Here is a 21,437-nt window from a genome sequence, read left to right as displayed (position 1 = left end):
GTAGCGGAAAAGGTCGAAGCACACGTCGTACATCCGGGTCAGCGCCGGTGTAAAGAAGATGAAGTGTTTGTTATGTGTGCCCGTATTCATCGATTAGAAAGCGCAAATATAGCACCGCCGGAAGGTTTCCAACGTTAAAAAAATGCTGTCGGATAAGGGCGTTCTCTTAGTTGGCCGAAGAATTTCCGTCGAGCGGCTGGATGCCGATGAGGAATTCGAAGAGGTTGGTCTCGGTGGACAGCTGCAGCTTCTTCCGGAGCCGGTACCGGCTAATCTCCACACCGCGGACCGAGATGTTCATCAGCTGCGCCACCTCCTTGCTGCTCAGGTTCATGCGGAGGTAGGCCGAGAGCTTCAGCTCATTGGGCGTCAGCGCCGGGTAGCGGGCCTTCAGGGCCGACAGGAAGTTGCCGTGCACCTTGTCGAAGTGGTGGCTGAAGTTATCCCACTCGTCGTTGATCTTCTCTTCCTCGTGGAGGATGCGGATCACCTTCTTGAAATCCTCGGTGGCGGCCTCGCTTTCGATCTTCTTGCGGATGCGCGAGAGCTCGTCTTTCAGGCGGCCGAGCATCTCGCCCTTTTGCACAAGGTGCATCGCCGTAGAGGCGAGCTGCGAGTTCTTGTGGGCGATCTCGGCCTCGAGCTTTTCGTTCTGCAGGCGGATAATTTCTTTCTCGGTCTTTTCCAGCTCGAGCTGGTGCAGGTACAGGAGACGGCGCTGCTCCTCCTCGTGGCGTTCCTGCTGCCCGCGGAACTTGCGCCGCTGGTATTGCACGATGCCGAAGGCGCCGGCGCCCAGCAGCAAGGCATACAGCACATAGGCCCACCAGCTGAGGTACCAGGGCGGGAGCACGGTAAACTTGTACGACTGCAGCGCTGATTCCTGGCCGAGGCTGTTGCGGGCCTTTACCTCGAAATAATAGGTGCCCGGCGAAAGGTGCTGGAACTCGCGCTCCACGCGCCTCGACCACTCCGACCATTCCTTGTCGAGCCCGCGGAGCCGGCAGGAATACTCGATGTTTTCCTGGTCGCCGTAGGAGGTCGAGGCGAACTCGAAATGCACCGTGTTGGAATGATGCGGTACCTGGAGGCCTTCCGGTAGCGGGCCGAAGCCACCATAGAGGAGCGAATCGCCGCGGCCGCTGCTGCGCATGCTCCGGAGCAGCACCTCGAGGCGATGGCGGCGCTCCAGGTACTTGCGGAAGTTGATGTGCACGAAGCCCCGCTCGGCGCCGATCAGCACGTTTTCGGGGTCGATGGGGTTGATGTATTCAAAACCGTTCACCAGCTTGTCGGTCAGCTCGGGGAGGTAAACGAGCTGCGGCTTGTCGGTGCCGAGCAGCACGCCCACCTTCTTGTCGCGTACGAACCAGATGTTGCCCTCGCTGTCTTCCTTCATGAGGCGGATATTGGGCTGGTTGTACAATCCCTTGAAATAGGTCGACGGCTCGAAGCGGTCGCGGGCGGGGTTGTACTCGAATACGCCGTTCTCGGTGGTGGCGATGATCCGGTTGCGGATCTTGAAGATGTAGTTGTTGTTGATCGACAGCAGGCCGTCGCCGCTGGCGTAGCGCCGCACCTCGGGCCGCAGCGCTGCGTCGAAGCGGACGCGGTAGATGCCCTTGTAGGGGTGTGCCACCCAGATCGTGCGGTCGTTGTTGTCGATGCTGATAAAGCGGGCCGACTCGAAAGGGGCGGCCTGGTCGCGCAGCTGGAAGCCCTGCCCGTTCGACCCGAACAGGCGGATGCCGTTGTAGGTGCCGGCCACGACCAGCTCGGAGGGCAGCACGTTGGAATAGGGGAAGAACGCCCAGTAGCCGCTACCGCCGGCGAGCTGCCGCACCCTGTCGCCACTGACCTCGAAGGCGCCCTCGTGGTGGCCCATGAGCAGCCGGCCATTCACCTGCGACAGGTTCCAAACCTGGCCCTGGGCGCCGGCTACAGGCACAAAGGAGCTCCGGGCGTAGCTGAGGTCGCGCGAGCCGTCGAGGGGCACCTCGTAGAGGCCGTTGGAAGTGCCGATGTACAGCTTGCCGCCATAGATCATCGACGTATATCCCGAGCCCTCGTTCTGAAGCGAGGGATAAATATGGCGCACGGGGCTGTCGTAGGTCACGAAGTCGATGCCGTTGTCGAGACCCAGCCATAGGTTCCGCTCCCGGTCGAAGTAAACGGAGAGAATATTATTGTTCTGGAGCCCCTCGCGGCGGGTAAAGCTTTGGGTGATGTTGCCCTTGCGGTCCACGATATAGCAGCCCTCGAGGGTGGTGGCCAGCAGGTAGTGCTGCGGGTCGGCCACGGTGGCTGTATAAATAAGACGTCCGGCGATCTTGTCGAGGTCGGCTGTACGGAAGGGGATAAGGCGACCGCCGGCCAGCAGGAAGGACCCGTGGCGGAAGGTGGTCATCAGCATAGTGTCGCGACCGTAGGGGAGGAGGCCCGTGCTGAGAAAGTCTTTCGGGTACTCGGCGCCGGGCAGAAGCGGCTCCCAGAGGCCGTCGCGGAAGCGGAGCAGGCCGCGTGGGTTGTCCTGGACAAGGAGCTGCCCGTTGCATTCGGCCATAAAGCGCCAGTCGGTGCTGTGGGAAACGGTCACTTTCTCGCCGGTAAGCTGGAAGATCTTGTCGCTGGTGCGGAAAAAAAGGCTGTTGCCAAAGGAAACAATGTTCCAGACGTCGGCGAAGGAGCGGTCGGCGGCCGGAATGAGGGTTTTCAGGGAGTGAAAGGCCAGCTGGCCGTTGGCCTCGGGGGCAAAATAGCCCAGCTCATCCTGCCCGCCCACGTAAATCCGGCCATTGGCGCCCATCTCTATCGACCGGACAATGGTTTTGTTGGGAAGGGGGTAGGTATGCCAATAGGTGCCGTCGAAGCTCAGCAGTCCGTCATTGTTCGCGAAGTAGAGGATGCCCCGGCTGTCCTGCCGGATCTGCCAGCTCTGGGTGCCGGCACGATAGCTCTGCTTCCCGAAATTGCGGATCTCGGGAAGGCCGATGGTATTCTGGCTCCAGAGGTTGGCGGCCAGCAGCAGGAGAGTCAAGAGAAAGGCTCCGGGTTTCATGGCAATCGTGGATGTGAATTTAACTAAATTTTGATTGATGTAGTGGTGAAGGGGTGAAAAAGCCCTGATTTCCTGCAAAGTAGCAGGGCTGATGTAGTAGTGATGTAGTGGAAAATGAGGGCTTTGCTTACCGGGAAGGCTACTTTTACGGCCGGGTCGGGCAGCCAGCTGCCGCCCCGCAAATCAAACTACACCCTTCAAAACGCTTGTGTATGAAATTGAAAATTGCCTTGCTATGTACACTGCTCTATGCGACAAGCTCAGGCGTCTATGCCCAGGAGCTAACGGTCACCGGGAGGGTGACCAACGCGAGCAATGAGCCTCTCGCCGGAGTAACCGTCTCGGTCCGCGGTTCCAATACCACGGTCACCACGAACGCCCAGGGCCAGTATACCATTACGGTACCCAAGGCCGGCAGTACGCTACACCTTACTTATGTAGGTATGGATGCGCAGGACGTGCTGGTCAGCGGAAGCGGACCGGTCAACGTGTCGCTGACGGGCGCCGCCGGCACCATGAATGAAGTGGTGGTGGTGGGTTACGGCCAGCAGCGTAAGGCGGTCGTTACCGGCTCCATCTCCTCGGTCAAGGCCGAGCAGCTCCAGTCGGTCTCCAACACCCGGATCGAGCAGACCCTCCAGGGCCGCGTGTCGGGTGTGACCGTCCTGCCCACCTCGGGCCAGCCGGGTGCCGGCCTGTCGGTCCGCATCCGCGGTACCGCCTCCAACCGGGCTACCGACCCAGTGTATATCGTCGACGGGGTGCGCATGGGCGGCCTCGAGTCGATCGACCCCAACGACATCCAGTCGATGGACATCCTCAAAGATGCCGCCTCGGCTGCCATCTACGGCTCCGATGCCGGTAACGGGGTTATCCTCATCACCACCAAGAGCGGCAAAGGCGTCGCCCGCCCGGTGATCAACTACTCGGGCCAGTACACGGTCCAGTCGCTCAAGAAGGACTTCATCAAGATGATGGATGCCCAGCAATATGCCCAGTACCTCAACGAGGCGGGTGTTGCCGGTGCTCCCACCTTTGCTTCCGTGGCCAACCTCGGTGCCGGCACCAACTGGCTCAACGAGGTACTCGTCGACGCCCCGCAGCAGCACCACAGCCTTTCCGTATCAGGTGGCAACGACCGCGGCAACTATTTCATCGGTGGTAACGTGTTTACCTCCGATGGTATCGTAGGCGGCTCGAATTCCTTCTTCAAGCGCTATACCGCCCGCTTCAACGGCGACTATAAAGTAAAGGAGTGGATGAACATCGGTGTCCGCTTCAACTACATCAACCACCACCGCGCCGCCATCTCCGAGAACAACGAGTTCGGCTCCATCCTGTCGAGCGCCCTCGTGATGGATCCCACTACCCCGGTTGTGTATACCGATCCGAACAACTACCCGGCGCACGTACAGAATGCGCTCAACAACCTCGTTACGGCCAACAACACCCCCGTGTCGTCGCTGCTCCTGTACGATCCCAACGGCAACCTCTATGGCCTGTCGAACTACCTGAAAGGTGAGTACGGCAACCCGGTAGCCCGAATCCGCAACCAGCACGGCGAGAATATCCAAAGCAAGATCCAGGGCTCGGCCTATATCGACCTGACGCCTTTCAAAGGCTTTAAGTTCACGTCGCGCTTCGGTATCGACAACGCCTTCCAGAATGGCAACGGTTGGAACCCGCGCTTCTGGTTCTCCAGCGAGAGCCTCGCTGAGCAATCGGGTGGCTACGCGTACTACGACAACTGGAACTACTGGCAGCTGGAGAACTTCGCTACCTACAACCGCAAGTTCGGCTCGCACAACTTCACCCTGCTCGGTGGCATCTCGGCCCAGAAGTGGCACGAGTTCCATATGGGTGGCGGCTTTACCGGCCTGTTCCGCGAGGAAGAGCGCTTTTCGTACGGCTCCTATAATAATAACAACAACGCGTCGATCGGCGTGGGCCGCACCGACTACTCGCAGGCCTCGTTCTTCGGTCGCCTCAACTACGACTTCGAGAACAAGTACCTGTTCATGGCCTCGCTGCGCCGCGACGGTACCTCGAAGGCCGCACCCGGAAATCTCTGGAAGACCTACCCCGGTGTTTCGGCTGGCTGGGTATTCAGCAACGAGAACTTCTTCCCCGAGCGCATCCGCCGCGCTGTCAACTACGGTAAGCTGCGCGCCAGCTGGGGCCAGGCCGGTTCGGTCGGCTCCCTCGGTGTCGGTGAGTGGATGAACAAGATCGTTCCTTCGGGCTTCTATTACGACGCTACCGGCGCACCGCTGCAGGGCGCTGCTCCCGGATCGCTCCCGAACCCCGAGCTGACCTGGGAAACCAGCGAGCAGGTTGACATCGGCGCCGACCTGGCCTTCCTGCAAAACCGCCTAACCGTGACCGTTGACTACTACAAGAAAACCACCAAGGACCTCCTCACCGCGGGTACCGTACCGCTCTACGTCGGAAACTTCATTTCGACCGTAAACGCCGGCAACGTAGTGAACAAGGGCTGGGATGTGGATGTCAACTTCCGCCAGCCTTCGAAGCGCCTCCGCGGCTTCAGCTGGGAGATCGGCGGCAACTTCAGCACGCTGAACAACAAGGTAACCTACCTCGATCCCAACTCGCCCATCATCAACGGCGCCGGCATCGGCACCGGCTGGACGGCGACCGCCATGCAGGTGGGCTACCCGATCTGGTACTTCCAGGGCTACCAGACAAACGGCATCTTCCAGAACCAGGCGCAGATCTCCGACTACATCACGAAGAACGGCCTGACCGGCTATACACCGAAGCCGGGTGAGCCGATCGTAGTGGACGTTAACGGCGACCACCTGATCAACTCGGGCGACCAGACCTATATCGGCTCGCCGCACCCCGACTTCATTTACGGCGCACACCTGAAGCTTGAGTTCAAAGGCTTCGACTTCAACATCCTCGCACAGGGCCAGACGGGCAACAAGGTGCTTATGGGCTTCAACCGCACCGACCGGGCGACCGCCAACAAGCCGGCCTTCTTCTTCAACAACCGCTGGACGGGCGAAGGAAGCACCAACACCTGGTTTGCGGCCAACACCAGCAACCAGTATATCTACAATGGCGATATGATGGTGTTCGACGGATCGTTCATGCGCATCCGCCAGCTGCAGCTCGGGTACAACTTCGCACCCACGGTGCTCCGCCACGCCGGTATGACCAATGCGCGCATCTACGTGTCGCTCGACGACTTCTTCACCTTCACGAAGTACCCGGGTGTTGACCCCGAGGTGGGCAACAACGGCGGTAACAGCATCGGCATCGACCGCGGCGGTTATCCCATCCCGCGCAAGGCCACGGTAGGTGTAAACATTTCCTTCTAATCCTAAAACGATTGCACACAATGAAGACGCTTTTTATAAAAACCGGATTTCTTTGCCTCGGGCTGGGGCTCATGACCAGCGGCTGCAAGAAGTTCCTGGACCAGCCCGTTCAGGGCACGCTTCCCGAGCAGGATTTCTACAAGACCGACGCCGAGATCCAGCAGGGCACCATTGCCATCTACGACATGATGCAGGCGCACTACAACAACAACTGGGCAAGCCCCTACGTAGTGAAGACGATGCTGTCGGACGAAAGCAACGCCGGCGGCTCCGATGCCGGTGACCAGCCGGGCTATCAGCAGCTCGACGACTACACCTTCGATGCCAGCAACGACAAGGTGCGCGACTCCTGGCGCCTCTTTTATTACACGATCTACCGCGCCAACAAGCTGATCAGCCGCACCGAGGTGAACAACCCGCTGCGCAAGCGCCTCGTTGCCGAAGCGAAAGCCCTCCGCGCCTACAACTATCTCGAGGTGGTATCGCTGTGGGGCGACGCTCCGCTGGTGCTGGGCGACCTGCTGCCCTCGCAGTTCACCAACACGCCGCGCTCGCCGAAAGCCGATATCTATGCGCAGATCGAGCGTGACCTCAACGAGGCCATCGCTGATCTTCCGCTGAAGAGCACGTACGGCAGCGGCGACCGCTTCCGCATGTCGAAAGGGTCGGCGCAGGCCATCCTTGGCAAGGCGCTCCTGTACCAAAAGAAATACGCAGAGGCCGCCACGGCATTCGAGAGCGTAATTACTTCGGGCCAGTACGGCCTCGAGCCCAGCATCGGCAAAGTGTTCTCGCAGGCGGGTGAATTCGGCTCCGAGTCGCTGTTCGAGATCTCCTATACCAACATGCGTGCTTACGACTGGGGCAACTTCCCCTGGGGAGGCGCTCCGGAGAGCAACATCCACATCCAGCTGATGGGACCGCGTGCCGATTACTATACGAAAGCACCGAGCGATTCGCTGCTCGCCGGCTGGGGCTTCAACCTGCCGCGCCAGAAGCTGTGGGACGCCTTCCAGGCTGCCAACGACGTGAACCGCCGCCGTGCAACGATGATGTCGAAGGCCGAGCTCGTCGCCGGGGGCGGCAACTGGACCAACGACGGTGCCTGGGATTTCTCGGGTTACTTCCAGCGCAAGTATGGCTCCTTCCAGACGCAGACCGGCTCGCCCGTGGGTGAGCTGAACTACGGTACCAACTGGCGCCTCGTTCGCTATGCCGACGTGCTGCTGATGGCCGCTGAAGCGAACTTCAACGCCGGCAACACGCCGAAGGCACTTACCTACATCAACATGGTGCGCCAGCGCCCGGGTACGAACCTGCCGGCCCTGGGCACGGTAACGATGAACGACATCATGACCGAGCGAATGCTGGAGCTTGCCTTTGAGGGCCATCGCTTCCAGGACGTAGTGCGCTGGGGCCGCGGCACGGCCGAATTCGGCTCGCTGGGCTTCGTGTCCGGCAAGCACGAGGTCCTGCCGATCCCGCAGTTCGACGTGCTGTCGGGTCACCTCGCACAAAACCCCAATTATTAATCCGGCCAACCTGCTCAAAAAACCAAGTACATGAAAAAATTATCGATCTATACCGCCCCGGCCCTGGCAGTACTGACGCTTTGCATCGGCTTTGCGGCCTGCAAGTACAGCGTTAAGGACCTGGCGCCGAAACCCAAGGCTTCCTTTACCGTCACCCCCGTGTCGGGCTCGGTAAACAAATACCTCCTTACCAGTACTTCTACGGATGCCTTCCGCTACGACTGGGATAAGTCTACCGGCGCCTATGTAACGGGCAAGTCCGTCGACACGGTCTATTTCCCCGACCACGGCAACTACAGGCTGCGCCTGCTGGTGTATGGCCAGGCGGGTGTGGACAGCGCCACACAGACCCTCAACGTGGCTACCGACGACCCGGCAGCCATTACACCGCAGAAGATCCTCTCGGGTTTCAGCTCGAAGACCTGGATCCTCGACCAGCCGGGCGGCGGCGCCCTGTTCGTGGGCGACCCGGGCGGTGCGCAGTGGTGGGCCAACTCGGCTTCCGACGTCAGCGCGCCCGACCGTACCTGTCTCTTCAACGACGAGTATACCTTCAAGATGGACGGCTCCTTCAACTTCGACGACAAGGGCGACCTGCGCGTTGACGATGAAGGCGGTCAGCCCTGGCCCGCCGACATGGCCGGCTCGGGAACGGCCATTGCCTGCTATCCTGCTACCCAGATCCAGCCGCAATACCGCGCCTGGGGCACGGGCAATTTTACCTACCAGGTCATCGGCAACAACCAGCTGAAGGTGATCGGCACCGGCGCGCACCTTGGCCTGTACAAGGCCGGGCAAAATGGTACCATCGCCGCGCCCGAGACATCGAACACCTACGAGATCCTCGAGCTGACTCCGACGCGCCTCGTAGTGCGGAAGATGTACAGCTGGGGCCAGTGGAAGTTCACCTTCAAGCCGAAACCCTAACCAAGGCAGTTTTTCTCTGACATAAGCAAGCAGTCACAAGCAAAGGCGGGTCTTTGGGGCTTTTCCAGGCTCCAAGCCCCCTTTCTTTCCCTGCTGCGCCAATCCTACGCCCTTGCCCCTGAAAAAAACGATACCATTCCTCCTGGCTTTCGGCCTGTCGCTGCTCGCAGCGGGGCCCGCAACAGCACAGGGTTACCTGCACGCTTCCGGCGACACGATCGTCGACGGCAGCAACCGTCCCGTACTTCTACGGGGGATGGGACTTGGCGGCTGGATGCTGCAGGAGCCCTATATGCTCGGGATCTCGGGCGGACCGGTAAACCAGCAGGAATTCCGCGCGCGCCTCGAAGGCCTCGTAGGCAAGGAGCGTACCGACGCTTTTTACGAAGCCTGGCTGCAGCAGTTCATCACGCGCGCCGACATCGATTCGCTGGCGGCCTGGGGCTTCAACTCGGTGCGCCTGCCGATGCACTACAACCTCTTTACGCTCCCGGTGGAGCAGGAGCCCGTTCGCGGCCGCAACACCTGGATCCAGAAGGGCTTCACCCTCACCGATTCGCTCCTGCGCTGGTGCAGCGCCAACAAGATGTACCTCATTCTCGACCTGCACGCCGCTCCCGGCGGGCAAGGCGCCGACCTGCCCATCGCCGACCGCGACAGCAGCCAGCCTTCGCTCTGGCAAAGCCGCGCGGCGCAGGACAAGACCGTTGCGCTCTGGAAGAAGCTCGCCGCCCGCTATGCCCGTGAGCCCTGGATCGGTGCCTACGATCTCGTGAACGAGCCGAACTGGAACTTTACGAATCCCGCCGACAGCCATGGCTGCAACGACACGACCAACGCGGGGCTGCGTCCCTTCTACATGCGCCTCACGAAAGCCGTACGCAGCGTCGACAGGAATCACCTGATCATCATCGAAGGCAATTGCTGGGGCAATAACTACCTCGGGGTGCTGCCACCCTGGGACGCCAACATGGCCCTCAGCTTTCACAAATACTGGAACGACAACAATGACGGCGCCCTCGCCGGTATCAGCGAGCTGCGGAAGCGCTACAACATCCCGCTTTGGATGGGTGAGTCGGGCGAGAATTCGAACGCCTGGTTTCGCGATGCCGTTGCCCTGCTCGAGCGCCACCGCATTGGCTGGGCCTGGTGGCCACTGAAGAAGATGGGCATGAACAATCCCTTCGAGATCCGCAACAACGACGACTTCCGCGCCCTGCAGTCCTGGCTCAAGGGCCAGGGTCCCAAACCAAGCGCCGACGCGGCTTTCCGGGGGCTTATGCAGCTTGCGCGCGACAGCCGCAGCGACCGTGTGCAGCTCCATCCCGACGTGCTGGACGCGCTCTTCCGCCAGGTGGACTCGCGCGAAACGCGCCCCTTCCGCCCGCAGGTGGTCGACAGCGAGCCGCTGGTATGGGCCGTTCACTTCGACATGGGCCGCAACGGCGAAGCCTACTTTGCCCGCGACTCCGGCAACTACTGGGTGTCGACCGGAAAGCGGACCGAGTGGAACCGCGGCTGGGCCTTCCGCAACGATCCCGTAGATATATTGCCCTGCACCGACAGTAACAGCATGGGCTATGCCGTAGCCGGACTCGGATCGTCGGAGTGGCTGCAATACACGGTGGAGGTACAAACAGCCGGCACCTATACCCTGCAGCTCCGGGTTCTTCCCGAAGGCGGCGCCCCGCTGCTCTGGGTCAACGGGCAGGCGGTGCCCCTCAGCGGGCCATCGGGAAGCGGCTGGCAGGACAGCCGTTCGGAGCCCGTGCAACTGCCCGCGGGGCGCAACCGGATCCGCATCGGGTCGGCCGGCGACGTGCTCGCGCTGAACTATGTGCGTTTTGTGGCGCTGCCTGAAAACGGCAGCCATTGATCTCTCACTAATAAAAGAACCTACATGAAAACAATACTTTCCTTCACAAGCCTGCTGCTGGCCGGCAGCCTCGCCTTATCGGTACCCGCGCCGGCGCAGCAAAAGACGCCGCCGAAGTTCAATCCGCCAACCGAAACTTCGCTCGAGGCGCGGGCCGAATCGCTGCTGCGCCAGATGACCCTCGAGGAGAAAGTGCATATGATCCACGCTTCCTCCTCGTTCACCTCCGGTGGCGTTCCGCGCCTCAACATCCCCGAGTGGAAGATGTCGGACGGTCCCCATGGCGTACGCGTGGAGCATGGCCGCGACTGGACTCCCGACCGCGATGTTGCCGACTCGGGCACCGCGCTGCCTACGGGCGTTTGCCTCGCCGCCACCTGGAACCCGCAGCTGGGTTATGCCTTTGGCTCGGTGCTCGGCTCCGAGGCGGCCGCGCGTGGCAAGGACGTCATCCTCGGCCCCGGCATCAACATCATCCGTACTCCCCTCAACGGTCGCAACTTCGAATACCAGAGCGAGGATCCCTTCCTTGTATCGCGCATGGTGGTAGGATATGTGAAAGGTGTGCAGGACCAGGGCATCTCGGCCTGCGTAAAGCATTACGCGCTCAACAACCAGGAAGTAAAGCGGACGTCCATCGACGTGCACCTGAGCGAGCGCGCGCTCCGCGAGATCTACCTCCCCGGCTTCCGCGCCGCCATCGTGGAAGGAAAGGCCAACACGATCATGGGCTCGTACAACAAGGTGCGCGGACAGTGGGCCACGGAGAACCGCTACCTCGTTAACGATATCCTGAAAAAAGAGTGGGGCTTCAGGGGCGTGCTCATGAGCGACTGGGGCGCTGTACACCATACGCAGCAGGCGATCTGGAACGGTACCGACCTCGAGATGGGCACCGACCTGTCGATGCTGCCGCATCCCGACTATGGCAAATTCTTCATGGCCGATACCGTGGTAAGCCTCGTGCGCCGCGGCTTGCTGCCCGAATACCTGATCGACGACAAGGTGCGCCGCATTCTTTACGTGATGCTGAAGACCAACGTCATCGACGGCAAGCGCAAGAAAGGCGAGTATAATACAAAAGCGCACCAGGAAACCGCGCGCCGCGTTGCCGAAGAAGGCATCGTGCTGCTGAAGAACAGCAATGCGCTGCTCCCCCTGCAGAAGGGCCAGGTACGGTCTATCGTCGTCATTGGCGCCAACGGCGACCGCCGGCAAACAATGGGTGGCGGCTCCTCGCAGGTGAAAGCTTTTTACGAGATCACCCCGCTGCAGGGACTGCGCAACCTCGTGGGCCCCGGCACGAAGATCACCTATGTGCCCGGCTATACCGTGGCGCACGGCGCGCAGGCCGACGCCGCGTCCATCAAGGAAGCAACCGACGCGGCCGCCGCTGCCGATGTGGTGGTCTATGTGGGTGGCTCGTTTCATGGCTACGACTACAGCGTGTGGGCTGATAACGCCTACGATGCCGAGGACGTGGACAAACCGGATATGAACCTGCCCTTCAACCAGGATGCGCTGATCAGCGCGGTTCTGAAAGCCAACCCGCGCACCGTAGTTGTGCTGATGGGCGGCGGTGCCCTGGACATGACCCGCTGGGTCGACAGCGCGCCCGCCATTCTGCAGGCCTGGTACCCGGGTATGGAAGGCGGTACGGCCCTTGCCCGCATCCTCTTCGGCGAAGTGAACCCCTCGGGCAAGCTGCCGATGTCGTTTCCGAAAACGCTGGCCGAAGCCCCGGCCCACAAGCTTGGCGAATATCCCGGCAACGACGGTATCGTTAATTACAACGACGATATCTATGTAGGGTACCGCTACTTTGATACGTGGAAGGTGGAGCCGCAGTTCGCCTTCGGTCATGGCCTGTCGTATACGACATTCCGCTACAGCAATCTCAGGACCGAGGTGAAGGGCAAGCGCGCCACCGTGACCTTTACCCTCACGAATACCGGCAAGGTCGCCGGCGCAGAAACCGCCCAGCTCTACGTGCACCAGCAGCATTCCTCGCTGCCACGCCCGGAGCGCGAGCTCAAGGGTTTCCAGAAGGTATGGCTCCAGCCCGGCGAAAGCAAGCAGGTGACCATCACACTGGGCGAAGACGCTTTCCAGTATTACAACGACGTGCTGAACAAGTGGGTCAGCGAGCCCGGCGCCTACGACATCCTGGTCGGCGGCTCCTCGCGCAGCCTCCCGCTCAACGGCAAGGTCACACTCCCTTAAACACTCCTATGAATCGATTGTATAATTACGGTATAGCTTTTTGCAGCGCAGTGGCCCTGGCGGGTGGTTGCGCCAAGAAAAGCTCTGGGACGGCTAACGGGGGCGGGAGCACATCCCAGCCCCCCGGCCCAACCGGGTCCGACGTGTCGGCCTGGGTCACCAGCAGCAGCGGCAGCCAGCTGCTCGAGCCGCTCACGACGCCGCTTAATTTCGGAACCGTTGCCAACAGCTACCCGGTCATCGATGTCGACTCGGCGAGCAGCTTCCAGACCGTCGACGGCTTCGGCTATACGCTCACCGGCGGCAGCGCCGACCTGATCATGGGTCTTCCCGCCGGCACGCGGCAGACCCTGCTGCGCGAGCTCTTCTCGCAGGATGCAGGCGCGCTCAACATCAGCTACCTCCGCATCAGTATCGGTGCCTCCGACCTCAGCGCGCAGGTATATTCGTACGATGACCACCCTGCCGGACAAACCGATCCTTCCCTGCAAAATTTCAGCATTGCGCCCGAGGAGACGAGCCTCATCCCGCTGCTGCAGCAGATCCGGAGCATCAACCCGTCGCTGCAGCTGCTCGCGTCGCCCTGGTCGGCGCCGGCCTGGATGAAAGACAACGGCAGCAGTATCGGCGGAAGCCTGATGCCGCAGTATTACGCAACCTACGCGCAGTATTTTGTAAAATACCTGCAGGCGATGCAGCAGCACGGCCTCCCGGTGCAGGCCATTACTGTGCAGAATGAGCCGCAGCATGGCGGCAACAACCCGAGCATGCTGTTCACGGCGGCGCAGGAAGCCGACTTCGTGAAAAGCCATATGGGGCCTGCATTTGCGGCTGCCGGTCTCAGCACCAGGATCCTGGTATGGGACCACAACTGCGATCACCCAGAGTACCCGCTGGCGGTTTTGAACGACCCTGCGGCGAAGGCCTTCATTGATGGATCGGCCTTTCATCTATATGCGGGCGACATCAGCGCCCTCTCGCAGGTGCACAACGCGCACCCCGACCGCAACGTTTATTTTACGGAGCAATACACGGCCTCCAACGGGTCCTTCGGCGGCGACCTGCGCTGGCACCTGCGCAACGTAGTGATCGGGTCGATGCGCAACTGGAGCCGCAATGCCCTCGAGTGGAACCTGGCCAACGACGCGGCCTACGGTCCGCATACGCCGGGAGGCTGCGATGTGTGCAGGGGCGCGCTGACCATCAGCGGCGGAAGCGTGAGCCGCAATGTGTCGTACTACATCATTGCCCAGGCTTCGCGCTTCGTGCCAACGGGCTCGGTACGCATCGCCTCCAACAACAACGGCAACCTGTATTCGGTAGCGTTCCGCCGACCAGACGGCAAAAAGGTGCTGCTCGTTCTCAACGACGGAAGCAACACAGCGCAGGCATTTAACATCCGCTACAACGGCCGCTGGGTGAGCACCGCCCTCGAAGCCGGAGCGGCAGCTACATATGTTTGGTAATTTTATTTACTGGAAACGACGATATGAAAATGAATTTGTTCCCCCTCTTAGTGCTGGCAGCGCTGGCTTGTAAGAAAAGCAGCAACAGTGGCCAGGCCACGACACCCACGCCGCAGGTGTCGATCGACGACGTGAGCCGGGCCGAAGGCGCCGCCAACAGCAGCCTGAACGTGCGTGTTTCGCTCGATCGTGCTGCCAGCGGCCCCGTGACCCTCCAATACCGCACGCAGGACGGGTCGGCGCTGGCCTCGGAAGACTACGTAGCGGTGAGCGGCGGCAGCCTCACGTTTGCCGCGGGTGAAACCGAGAAGCAGCTGACGCTTACCATTGTGGGCGACGACGTGCGCGAAGGCGACGAAACCTTCCAGGTTGTGCTGAGCAACGCCACGGGGGCATCGCTTTTCCGCGCGACGGCTACCGTCACGATTGCTAACGACGACACGCGCGTGGCCTTCAGCAATGCCGGGTACGATGCGCCCACGGCCTATCCCGGCTACACGCTGGCTTGGGCCGACGAGTTCAACAGCGGCACGCTGAACAGCAGCGACTGGAGCAACCAGAACGGCAACGGCTGCCCGAACCTGTGCGGCTGGGGCAACAACGAGCGTGAGTATTATACCGACCGGCCGGAGAACCTGTTCTTCCAGGACGGCAAGCTCCTTATCGAAGCGCGCCCCGAGTCGTATTCGGGCTTCAACTATACCTCGTCGAAGATCCTGACCGCCGGGAAGAAATCCTTCAAGTACGGCCGCATCGACATCCGTGCGAAGCTGCCCCGCGGCAAAGGCATCTGGCCCGCGCTGTGGCTGCTGCCGCAGGACAATGTATACGGCGGCTGGCCCCGCAGCGGGGAGATCGACCTGCTGGAGCTGATCGGCCACCAGGCCGGCACCGCCTACGGCACGATCCATTACGGACCCGGCCCCGGCAGTACGCAAACGAGCCGCAGCTATACGCTTCCCAACGGGGCCGCCTTCAACGACGAGTTTCACGTGTTCTCGCTCGAATGGAAGCAGGACCAGATCAAGTGGCTCGTTGACGGCAACGTATATTCGACGGTCAACCGCAGCGACATCGGGACGAACAACTGGCCCTTCAACGAGCAGTTTTACTTCATCTTCAACTTCGCTGTGGGCGGCAACTGGCCCGGCGATCCCGATGCCACTACGCGCTTCCCCCAATGGCTTATTGTGGACTACGTCCGCGTGTACCAATAAGCACTGTGTGTGTTTTAAAGGCCCCTTGCCGCTGGCAAGGGGTTTTTTATTTGCTTTCGGCATTTTGCCACAGCTTTGCAGCCGGCACTAAAAGCCCCATCGTGAAACAAGTAATCCTGATAACCGGCGCCTCCAGCGGCCTCGGCGAAGAAATGGCCCGTCACCTCGCAATTGCCGGCCATACCGTATACGGCAGCGCGCGTCGCATTGAAGGCCAGCAAAAGCCCTTTCATACGGTGAATATGGACGTCACCGACGCAGACAGTATTTCTACGGCCGTTGCCCGGATCGTGGAGCGTGAGGGCCGGATCGATGTGCTGGTCAACAACGCGGGGCTCGGGATCGCGGGCCCGGTGGAGCAGCTGGCGATCGACGACGTGCAGCGCGTGCTCGACACCAACGTGGTAGGCGTGCTGCGCACCTGCCAGGCCATACTCCCGCAGATGCGCCGGCAGGGGAGTGGCAAGATCGTCAACATCTCCTCGATCGGCTCGGAGATCGGCCTGCCGTACCGGGGCCTCTACAGCGCCAGCAAGGCCGCCGTGGACCGCCTCACCGAAGCGCTGCGCACCGAGCTCGCGCCCTTCGGGATCCAGGCCTGCGTGCTGCAACCCGGTGGCGTGCGCACCGACATCAACAAAAACCGCATCCGCGTGGCGCTGCCGGAAGGAAGTCCCTACCAGGCATCGTTCGAGTATACCTACCGCCTTATCGACGAAAGCGTGGAGCAGGGACTTCCGCCCGAAGTCTTCGCGCGGCTGCTGGAAGAAATCATCCGGAGCCCGCGGCTCAAGCGTGTCTACCGATTGGGAAAGCCCATCGAAAAACTGTCGGTGCTGCTGAAGCGACTCCTTCCGGCCGGCCGCTTCGACAAGATGATCCGCAAGCATTACGGACTGTAGGCGAAATCGGGAATCGGCAATAGGAAGCTGCCAGGAGAGCGAGCGCTTCTTGCTGCTGAAGCTCACGACGGTACCTATTTATCCCCCATCCCGGCCGTGGCACCCCGTTTGTATAAATACGAGCGGATTTAAGCCGTATTCATGAAACAGAAAACAGGTCGGAGCAAATTTTGGCGGAATAACGGCTTGTCGATCGTGGCGCTGCTGCTGTTCGTTATCACCATGACGGGGCAGGCCTTTACCGGTTTTCTCCAATACAATAAGGAGCTGGCCAACAAGGGCGCTGCGAAAATTTCGCTGCTTCATTACTTCGGTACCGGACACTTCGTGGAGGCCACCTTTGAGAACTGGGAAAGCGAGTTTCTCCAGATGGGTCTGTTCGTTGCGCTCACGGCGTTCCTTTACCAGAAAGGATCTTCCGAATCGAAAGACCCCGATAAGGATGAAGAGGACGTGGACGTAGAGAACCGGCCGCCGGCACACGATACGCCCTGGCCTGTGAAACGCGGCGGCTTCGTACTGCGCGTATACGAGAACTCGCTCAGCATCGCGCTCTTCGCGCTCTTCGTCTTCTCCTTTGTCCTTCACTGGCTCGGAAGCTGGTCGAATTACAACAAGAACCAGTGGCTCGAGCACAAGCCCGGCGAAACCTTCTTCGTCTACCTGGGCAACAGCAAGCTGTGGTTCGAATCGTTTCAGAACTGGCAAAGCGAGTTTCTCTCGGTGCTCGCTATGGTGGTACTGACTATTTTTCTACGGCAGAAAGGCTCCGCGCAATCGAAGCCCGTCGACGCCCCCGACCATGAAACCGGCGACTGATTGTGGAAGCCTGCGCGCCCTTTTCCAACAGTTCCTCTAACAAAGCCTAGCATCGTCTTAAAGCCGCTCCATACAGGCCAGACGCGCTAAATAATTTAGTAAATTGCCGGGGTAATCTACCCTATGAACGAGCGCGTTTTAGAAAAGCTTTCCATCCTGGCGGATGCTGCCAAGTACGATGTTTCCTGCAGCTCGAGCGGCAGCAAGCGAAAGAATACCGACAAAGGTCTCGGCAACGCGGAGGGGATGGGTATCTGTCATGCCTATACCGAGGACGGCCGTTGCGTGTCGCTGCTCAAGATCCTCCTCACCAATCATTGTCTCTTCGACTGCGCCTATTGCGTGAGCCGCAAAAGCAACCCGGTGAAGCGCGCTGCCTTCACTGTGCAGGAAGTGGTCGATCTGACGATCAATTTTTACCGGCGCAATTACATCGAGGGTCTTTTTCTCAGCTCCGGCATTTTCAGCTCGCCCGACGATACGATGGAACGCCTCGTACGCATCGCGAAGAAGCTGCGGACGGAGGAGCACTTTCACGGCTATATTCACCTGAAAGCCATTCCCGGTGCGAGTCCCGAGCTGTTGCACGAAGCAGGCCTCTATGCCGACCGGCTCAGCGTGAATATGGAGCTGCCCACCGAGGAAAGCCTGCAGCTGCTTGCCCCGGAAAAGACGCAGGCCGATGTGTTGCGCCCGATGAATTTTCTCAAGGAATCGATCACGGCTAACCGCGACGAGCGCAAGGCGCTCGTGAAAGCACCGCTCTTTGCCCCTGCCGGACAAAGCACGCAGCTCGTGGTCGGGGCCTCGGTCGAAAACGACCGGCAGATCCTGCAGCTATCGGAAGGTCTTTACCGCGGCATGGGATTGAAGCGGGTGTATTATTCGGGCTATGTGCCGATCAGCGAAGACAACCGCCTGCCGGCCATCGGAACGCCGGTGCCGGTGTTACGCGAGAACCGCCTGTACCAGGCCGACTGGCTGCTGCGCTTTTACGGGTTTACGGCCGACGAGCTGCTCAGCACCGATATGCCCTTCCTCGACCAGCAGATCGACCCGAAGCTGCACTGGGCGCTGCGCAACCTGCAGCAATTTCCTGTCGACATCAACGAGGCGGCACCGGAGCTGATCCGCCGGATCCCGGGGATCGGGATCAAGTCGGCCGAGAAGATCGTCGCCGCCCGGCGCTTCCGGCGGCTTGACTGGGAGCACCTCAAGAAGTTCAACATCGCAGCCAACCGGGCGCGTTATTTCATCAACCTCCGGGTCGACGGGGAGTTCCGCAAAGACTGGAGCCCCGAGCAGATCCGCGGCTTCATCCTCGGCACGGCACAGAGCAAGTTCGCGGCCAATCACTCGCCCCAACTGTCGATCTTCTGATGCTGCGGCCGGTACGATATGATGGTACGTTTGAAGGCTTCCTGTGCGCTATATTCGATGTGTTCGACTACAAGCTTGCCGATGCGGAGATCGTTGCGGAGCGCCGCTTCCAGGGCTCGATTTTTTCGGACGTGCACGATGCGCGGATGGACCCGCGGCACAGCAGCCGCGTGTGGAAGGGCCTGCAGAAGAAGCTGAGCCCCGAAGGGTTGCAGCAGGTTTACCGCTGCTTTCTTTCCGGGATCGACGGCATCGAGGCGACGCTCCTCCGGTTCATTCGCTACGTTTTTGCCAGTGCCGCATCCGTGGAGGAGGATTTCAGTCATCCCGACGTGCTTGCGGTGTCGCAGGTGGCGCGCACCGTATGGCGCGAGCAGCACCGGATGGAAGCCTTTGTGCGGTTCCAGAAGACCGCAGACGGACTGTACTACGCTGTTATCGACCCCGACCACGACGTGCTCCCGCTTATCGCACCGCATTTTGAGCGACGCTATGCCGACCAGCGCTGGGTGATCTACGACAGCCGCCGCCGTTATGGACTGCATTACGACGGGGTGGAAACGCGTACCGTAGAAATACAGTTTTCCGAAAGCGTGAGCGCTGGCAAGGACCTGGCCGCCGTATACGATCCGGAGGAAGCTTTTTACCAGCAGCTATGGCAGCAATATTTCCGGAGCGTCAACATCCCCTCGCGCAAGAACACGAAGCTGCAGCTGCAACATATGCCGCGGCGCTACTGGAAGTACCTGCCGGAGCAGCGGCCGCGCTGAGCTTGACGCCAAGCCCCCGGGTCGGCTTCCTTTGTCGGAGATATACCGCGGCCCTTCCTTCTTTCCTTCAACAAGCGTGGACCGGCACAGTGCTTGGGGGGTTCGACAAAAAAAGCATGGCAACAGCAAAGAAGGCCGCCCCCAAAAAGGCGGCAAAAAAAGCCGCCCCGCGCAAGAGCGCGAAGAAGGCTGCGCCGAAGCGTGGCGTGAAAAAGGCGGCTCCCAAAAAAGCAGCGAAGAAGGCAGCGCCGAAGAAGGCCGCAACGAAAAAGAACAAGCTCGGGGTAAAAAATTCACTCGTCAACAACATCAACGCGAAGAAGAAGAGCGGCACCTCGAAATCCCGGAGAAAGTCGACGGTTTCGAAGGAGAGCTACGAGGCGATGGAGCATAATTGGGGACACAAAAAGTAATGGTCATGGCACGATTCAAACTAAGCCGCGACGACAGCGGCAAGCATACGTGGAAGGCAACGGGCACCAACCCCGAAACGGGCCGCTCACTCACCCTCCGCGGCGGGCAGCCGGGCACGCCGGTGGGGCGCGACAACCCGCGCAGCGAGCGCACGTTCGACGCGCGCCACGAGGCAACCGGGATGACCCCGAAGAAATACATCAACCGGCTGCGCTGGGACAACAAGGCGCCGCTTGGCCGGTTTGTCGAGATACCCGACCGCCTGTTTCGCCGGAAGAAGTAGGCACGGCCGGCAAGGGCCGTATGTCGCCCGTATATCTACGGTATGTCGCGCTTCAGGTAACCCGAGTAGTCGGTAAGCTGCGCGTTGTAGGGGCGGTGCATCAGCGCCGAAGTGAGGATAAAGTCGGCGGTGCTGCGGTTGCAGGCGATGAGAATATTCCAGGCCACCGCGAGGCGGATCAGCGCCTTGACGTCGGAGTCGTGGGGCTGCGTCTCCATGGGATCCCAGAAGAAGATGATCATGTCGATGCGTCCCTCGGCGATGAGGGCGCCGATCTGCTGGTCGCCGCCGAGCGGCCCGCTGAGCAGCTTGTGCACGGTGCCGCCCAGCTTTTTCTCGAGCAGCGTTCCGGTGGTGCCGGTGGCAAAAAGCTCGTGCTCCGCGAGGGCATCGCGGTTGTACCAGGCCCAGTCGATCAGGTCGGTTTTTTTATGGTCGTGCGCGACGAGGGCGATGCGCTTGCGGGCGGCGAGGGGGCGGGTTTCCATGAAGCCAAGTTACTTACTTCGGCATCGACGGCCGAACCTCGATCTTGCTCGGCAGCGTGCGCGGGTGCATCTTCAACAGGTCGACCACGATCTGGCCAATGTCTTCGGGCTGGATCTTCCAGGCATCGGCTTCATTGGGTGTATGGTTGTTGAAGTGCGTGGCAACAGATCCCGGCATAATGGTCGTCACCTTGATGCCGTGCCTGCGGAGATCGAGCATCACCGCCTGCGTGAACCCGACGAGGCCAAACTTGCTGGCGTTGTAGGCGGATGCCTTCTCGAAGAAGTTGGCGCCGGCCAGCGAGGCGATGGTTATGAGGTAGCCCTTCGAGGCCTTGAGCGGCTCGATGCCGGCCTTTACGGTATTGAACACACCGGTGAGGTTGGTGTTGATCGTTTCGTGCCACTGTTCTTCCGTCAGGTCCTCGATCGACGCAAAGTGGCCTACGCCGGCATTGGCGATCACTACGTCGAGCGAGCCGAAGCGGTCGAGCACTGCCTGCACCGCCTTTTTCTCCGATTGGAGCGAGCCGGCATCCGAGGCGACGCCCAGCACGCGGTCGCCGCCACCGAGCTCACGGGCAGCGGCTTCGGCGGCTTCCTGGCTGCGGCTGCTGATCGCGACCTTCATGCCCTGGTCGAGGAGGGCCTTGGCGATACCGAAGCCGATTCCTTTCGAGCCACCGGTGATATAGGCAACTTTATCTTTCATGCGTTGTTTCGTTTGAGGACCTCAAA

Annotated in this window: 16 protein-coding genes; 13 read left to right on the top strand and 3 right to left on the bottom strand. The window is 60.6% G+C overall.

The features are described from left to right. Positions 1–166: 166 nt before the first annotated feature. Positions 167–3,058, bottom strand: coding sequence for a ligand-binding sensor domain-containing protein (locus ACYU7Z_RS07765; protein ID WP_460569063.1), 2,892 nt, complete (start codon positions 3,056–3,058; stop codon positions 167–169). A 212-nt stretch (positions 3,059–3,270) separates the two neighbouring features. On the opposite strand from ACYU7Z_RS07765, the gene ACYU7Z_RS07760 reads away from it, so the two are divergent. The 13 genes from ACYU7Z_RS07760 to ACYU7Z_RS07700 all read left to right on the top strand — a co-directional run bounded on the left by ACYU7Z_RS07760 (position 3,271) and on the right by ACYU7Z_RS07700 (position 20,211). Further along, the gene (locus ACYU7Z_RS07760; protein ID WP_460569061.1) at positions 3,271–6,402 is read left to right on the top strand and encodes a SusC/RagA family TonB-linked outer membrane protein; all 3,132 of its coding nucleotides are present in this window, start codon (positions 3,271–3,273) and stop codon (positions 6,400–6,402) included. 20 nt (positions 6,403–6,422) lie between these two features. Next, positions 6,423–7,934, top strand: a complete 1,512-nt coding sequence (locus tag ACYU7Z_RS07755; RefSeq protein WP_460569059.1) for a RagB/SusD family nutrient uptake outer membrane protein — start codon at positions 6,423–6,425, stop codon at positions 7,932–7,934. 30 nt (positions 7,935–7,964) lie between these two features. Next, positions 7,965–8,861 carry a hypothetical protein gene (locus ACYU7Z_RS07750; RefSeq protein ID WP_460569057.1) on the top strand — a complete coding sequence of 299 codons (897 nt, stop codon included), beginning with the start codon at positions 7,965–7,967 and terminating at the stop codon, positions 8,859–8,861. A gap of 112 nt (positions 8,862–8,973) precedes the next feature. Beyond that, the gene (locus tag ACYU7Z_RS07745) at positions 8,974–10,737 is read left to right on the top strand and encodes a cellulase family glycosylhydrolase (RefSeq protein ID WP_460569055.1); all 1,764 of its coding nucleotides are present in this window, start codon (positions 8,974–8,976) and stop codon (positions 10,735–10,737) included. Positions 10,738–10,761: 24 nt separating this feature from the next. Beyond that, complete coding sequence (locus ACYU7Z_RS07740; RefSeq protein WP_460569053.1) at positions 10,762–12,960, top strand: glycoside hydrolase family 3 C-terminal domain-containing protein; 2,199 nt, start codon at positions 10,762–10,764, stop codon at positions 12,958–12,960. A 143-nt stretch (positions 12,961–13,103) separates the two neighbouring features. After that, a complete protein-coding gene (locus ACYU7Z_RS07735) occupies positions 13,104–14,426 on the top strand; it encodes a glycoside hydrolase family 30 protein (RefSeq protein ID WP_460569051.1) in 1,323 nt (440 codons plus the stop codon). 29 nt (positions 14,427–14,455) lie between these two features. After that, complete coding sequence (locus ACYU7Z_RS07730) at positions 14,456–15,643, top strand: family 16 glycosylhydrolase (protein WP_460569049.1); 1,188 nt, start codon at positions 14,456–14,458, stop codon at positions 15,641–15,643. A 101-nt stretch (positions 15,644–15,744) separates the two neighbouring features. Next, on the top strand, positions 15,745–16,545 hold the full coding sequence (locus ACYU7Z_RS07725) for an SDR family oxidoreductase (protein WP_460569047.1): 801 nt from the start codon (positions 15,745–15,747) through the stop codon (positions 16,543–16,545). A 141-nt stretch (positions 16,546–16,686) separates the two neighbouring features. Then, positions 16,687–17,364: a DUF6766 family protein gene (locus ACYU7Z_RS07720; RefSeq protein ID WP_460569045.1), complete on the top strand. Its 678-nt coding sequence runs from the start codon at positions 16,687–16,689 to the stop codon at positions 17,362–17,364. Positions 17,365–17,487: 123 nt separating this feature from the next. Further along, entirely contained in the window at positions 17,488–18,744 is a 1,257-nt protein-coding gene (locus ACYU7Z_RS07715; RefSeq protein WP_460569043.1) for a putative DNA modification/repair radical SAM protein, read from the top strand. Further along, a complete protein-coding gene (locus ACYU7Z_RS07710) occupies positions 18,744–19,514 on the top strand; it encodes a TIGR03915 family putative DNA repair protein (protein WP_460569041.1) in 771 nt (256 codons plus the stop codon). Before ACYU7Z_RS07715 ends, ACYU7Z_RS07710 begins: the two co-directional genes overlap by 1 nt. After that, positions 19,400–19,927 (top strand): hypothetical protein, encoded by a 528-nt coding sequence (locus ACYU7Z_RS07705; protein ID WP_460569152.1) that lies wholly within the window; start codon positions 19,400–19,402, stop codon positions 19,925–19,927. Before ACYU7Z_RS07710 ends, ACYU7Z_RS07705 begins: the two co-directional genes overlap by 115 nt. 5 nt (positions 19,928–19,932) lie before the next feature. Further along, positions 19,933–20,211 (top strand): hypothetical protein, encoded by a 279-nt coding sequence (locus ACYU7Z_RS07700; protein ID WP_460569039.1) that lies wholly within the window; start codon positions 19,933–19,935, stop codon positions 20,209–20,211. 35 nt (positions 20,212–20,246) lie between these two features. On the opposite strand, the gene ACYU7Z_RS07695 is transcribed toward ACYU7Z_RS07700, so the two are convergent. Further along, positions 20,247–20,699 carry a methylglyoxal synthase gene (locus tag ACYU7Z_RS07695; RefSeq protein WP_460569037.1) on the bottom strand — a complete coding sequence of 151 codons (453 nt, stop codon included), beginning with the start codon at positions 20,697–20,699 and terminating at the stop codon, positions 20,247–20,249. A 13-nt stretch (positions 20,700–20,712) separates the two neighbouring features. Next, a complete protein-coding gene (locus ACYU7Z_RS07690; RefSeq protein WP_460569035.1) occupies positions 20,713–21,411 on the bottom strand; it encodes an SDR family oxidoreductase in 699 nt (232 codons plus the stop codon). Positions 21,412–21,437 lie beyond the last annotated feature (26 nt).

The sequence above is a fragment of the Flaviaestuariibacter terrae genome, assembly GCF_054777635.1.
Note: the sequence above shows the minus strand (reverse complement) of the source record. Positions and strands in the feature narration are given on the sequence as shown.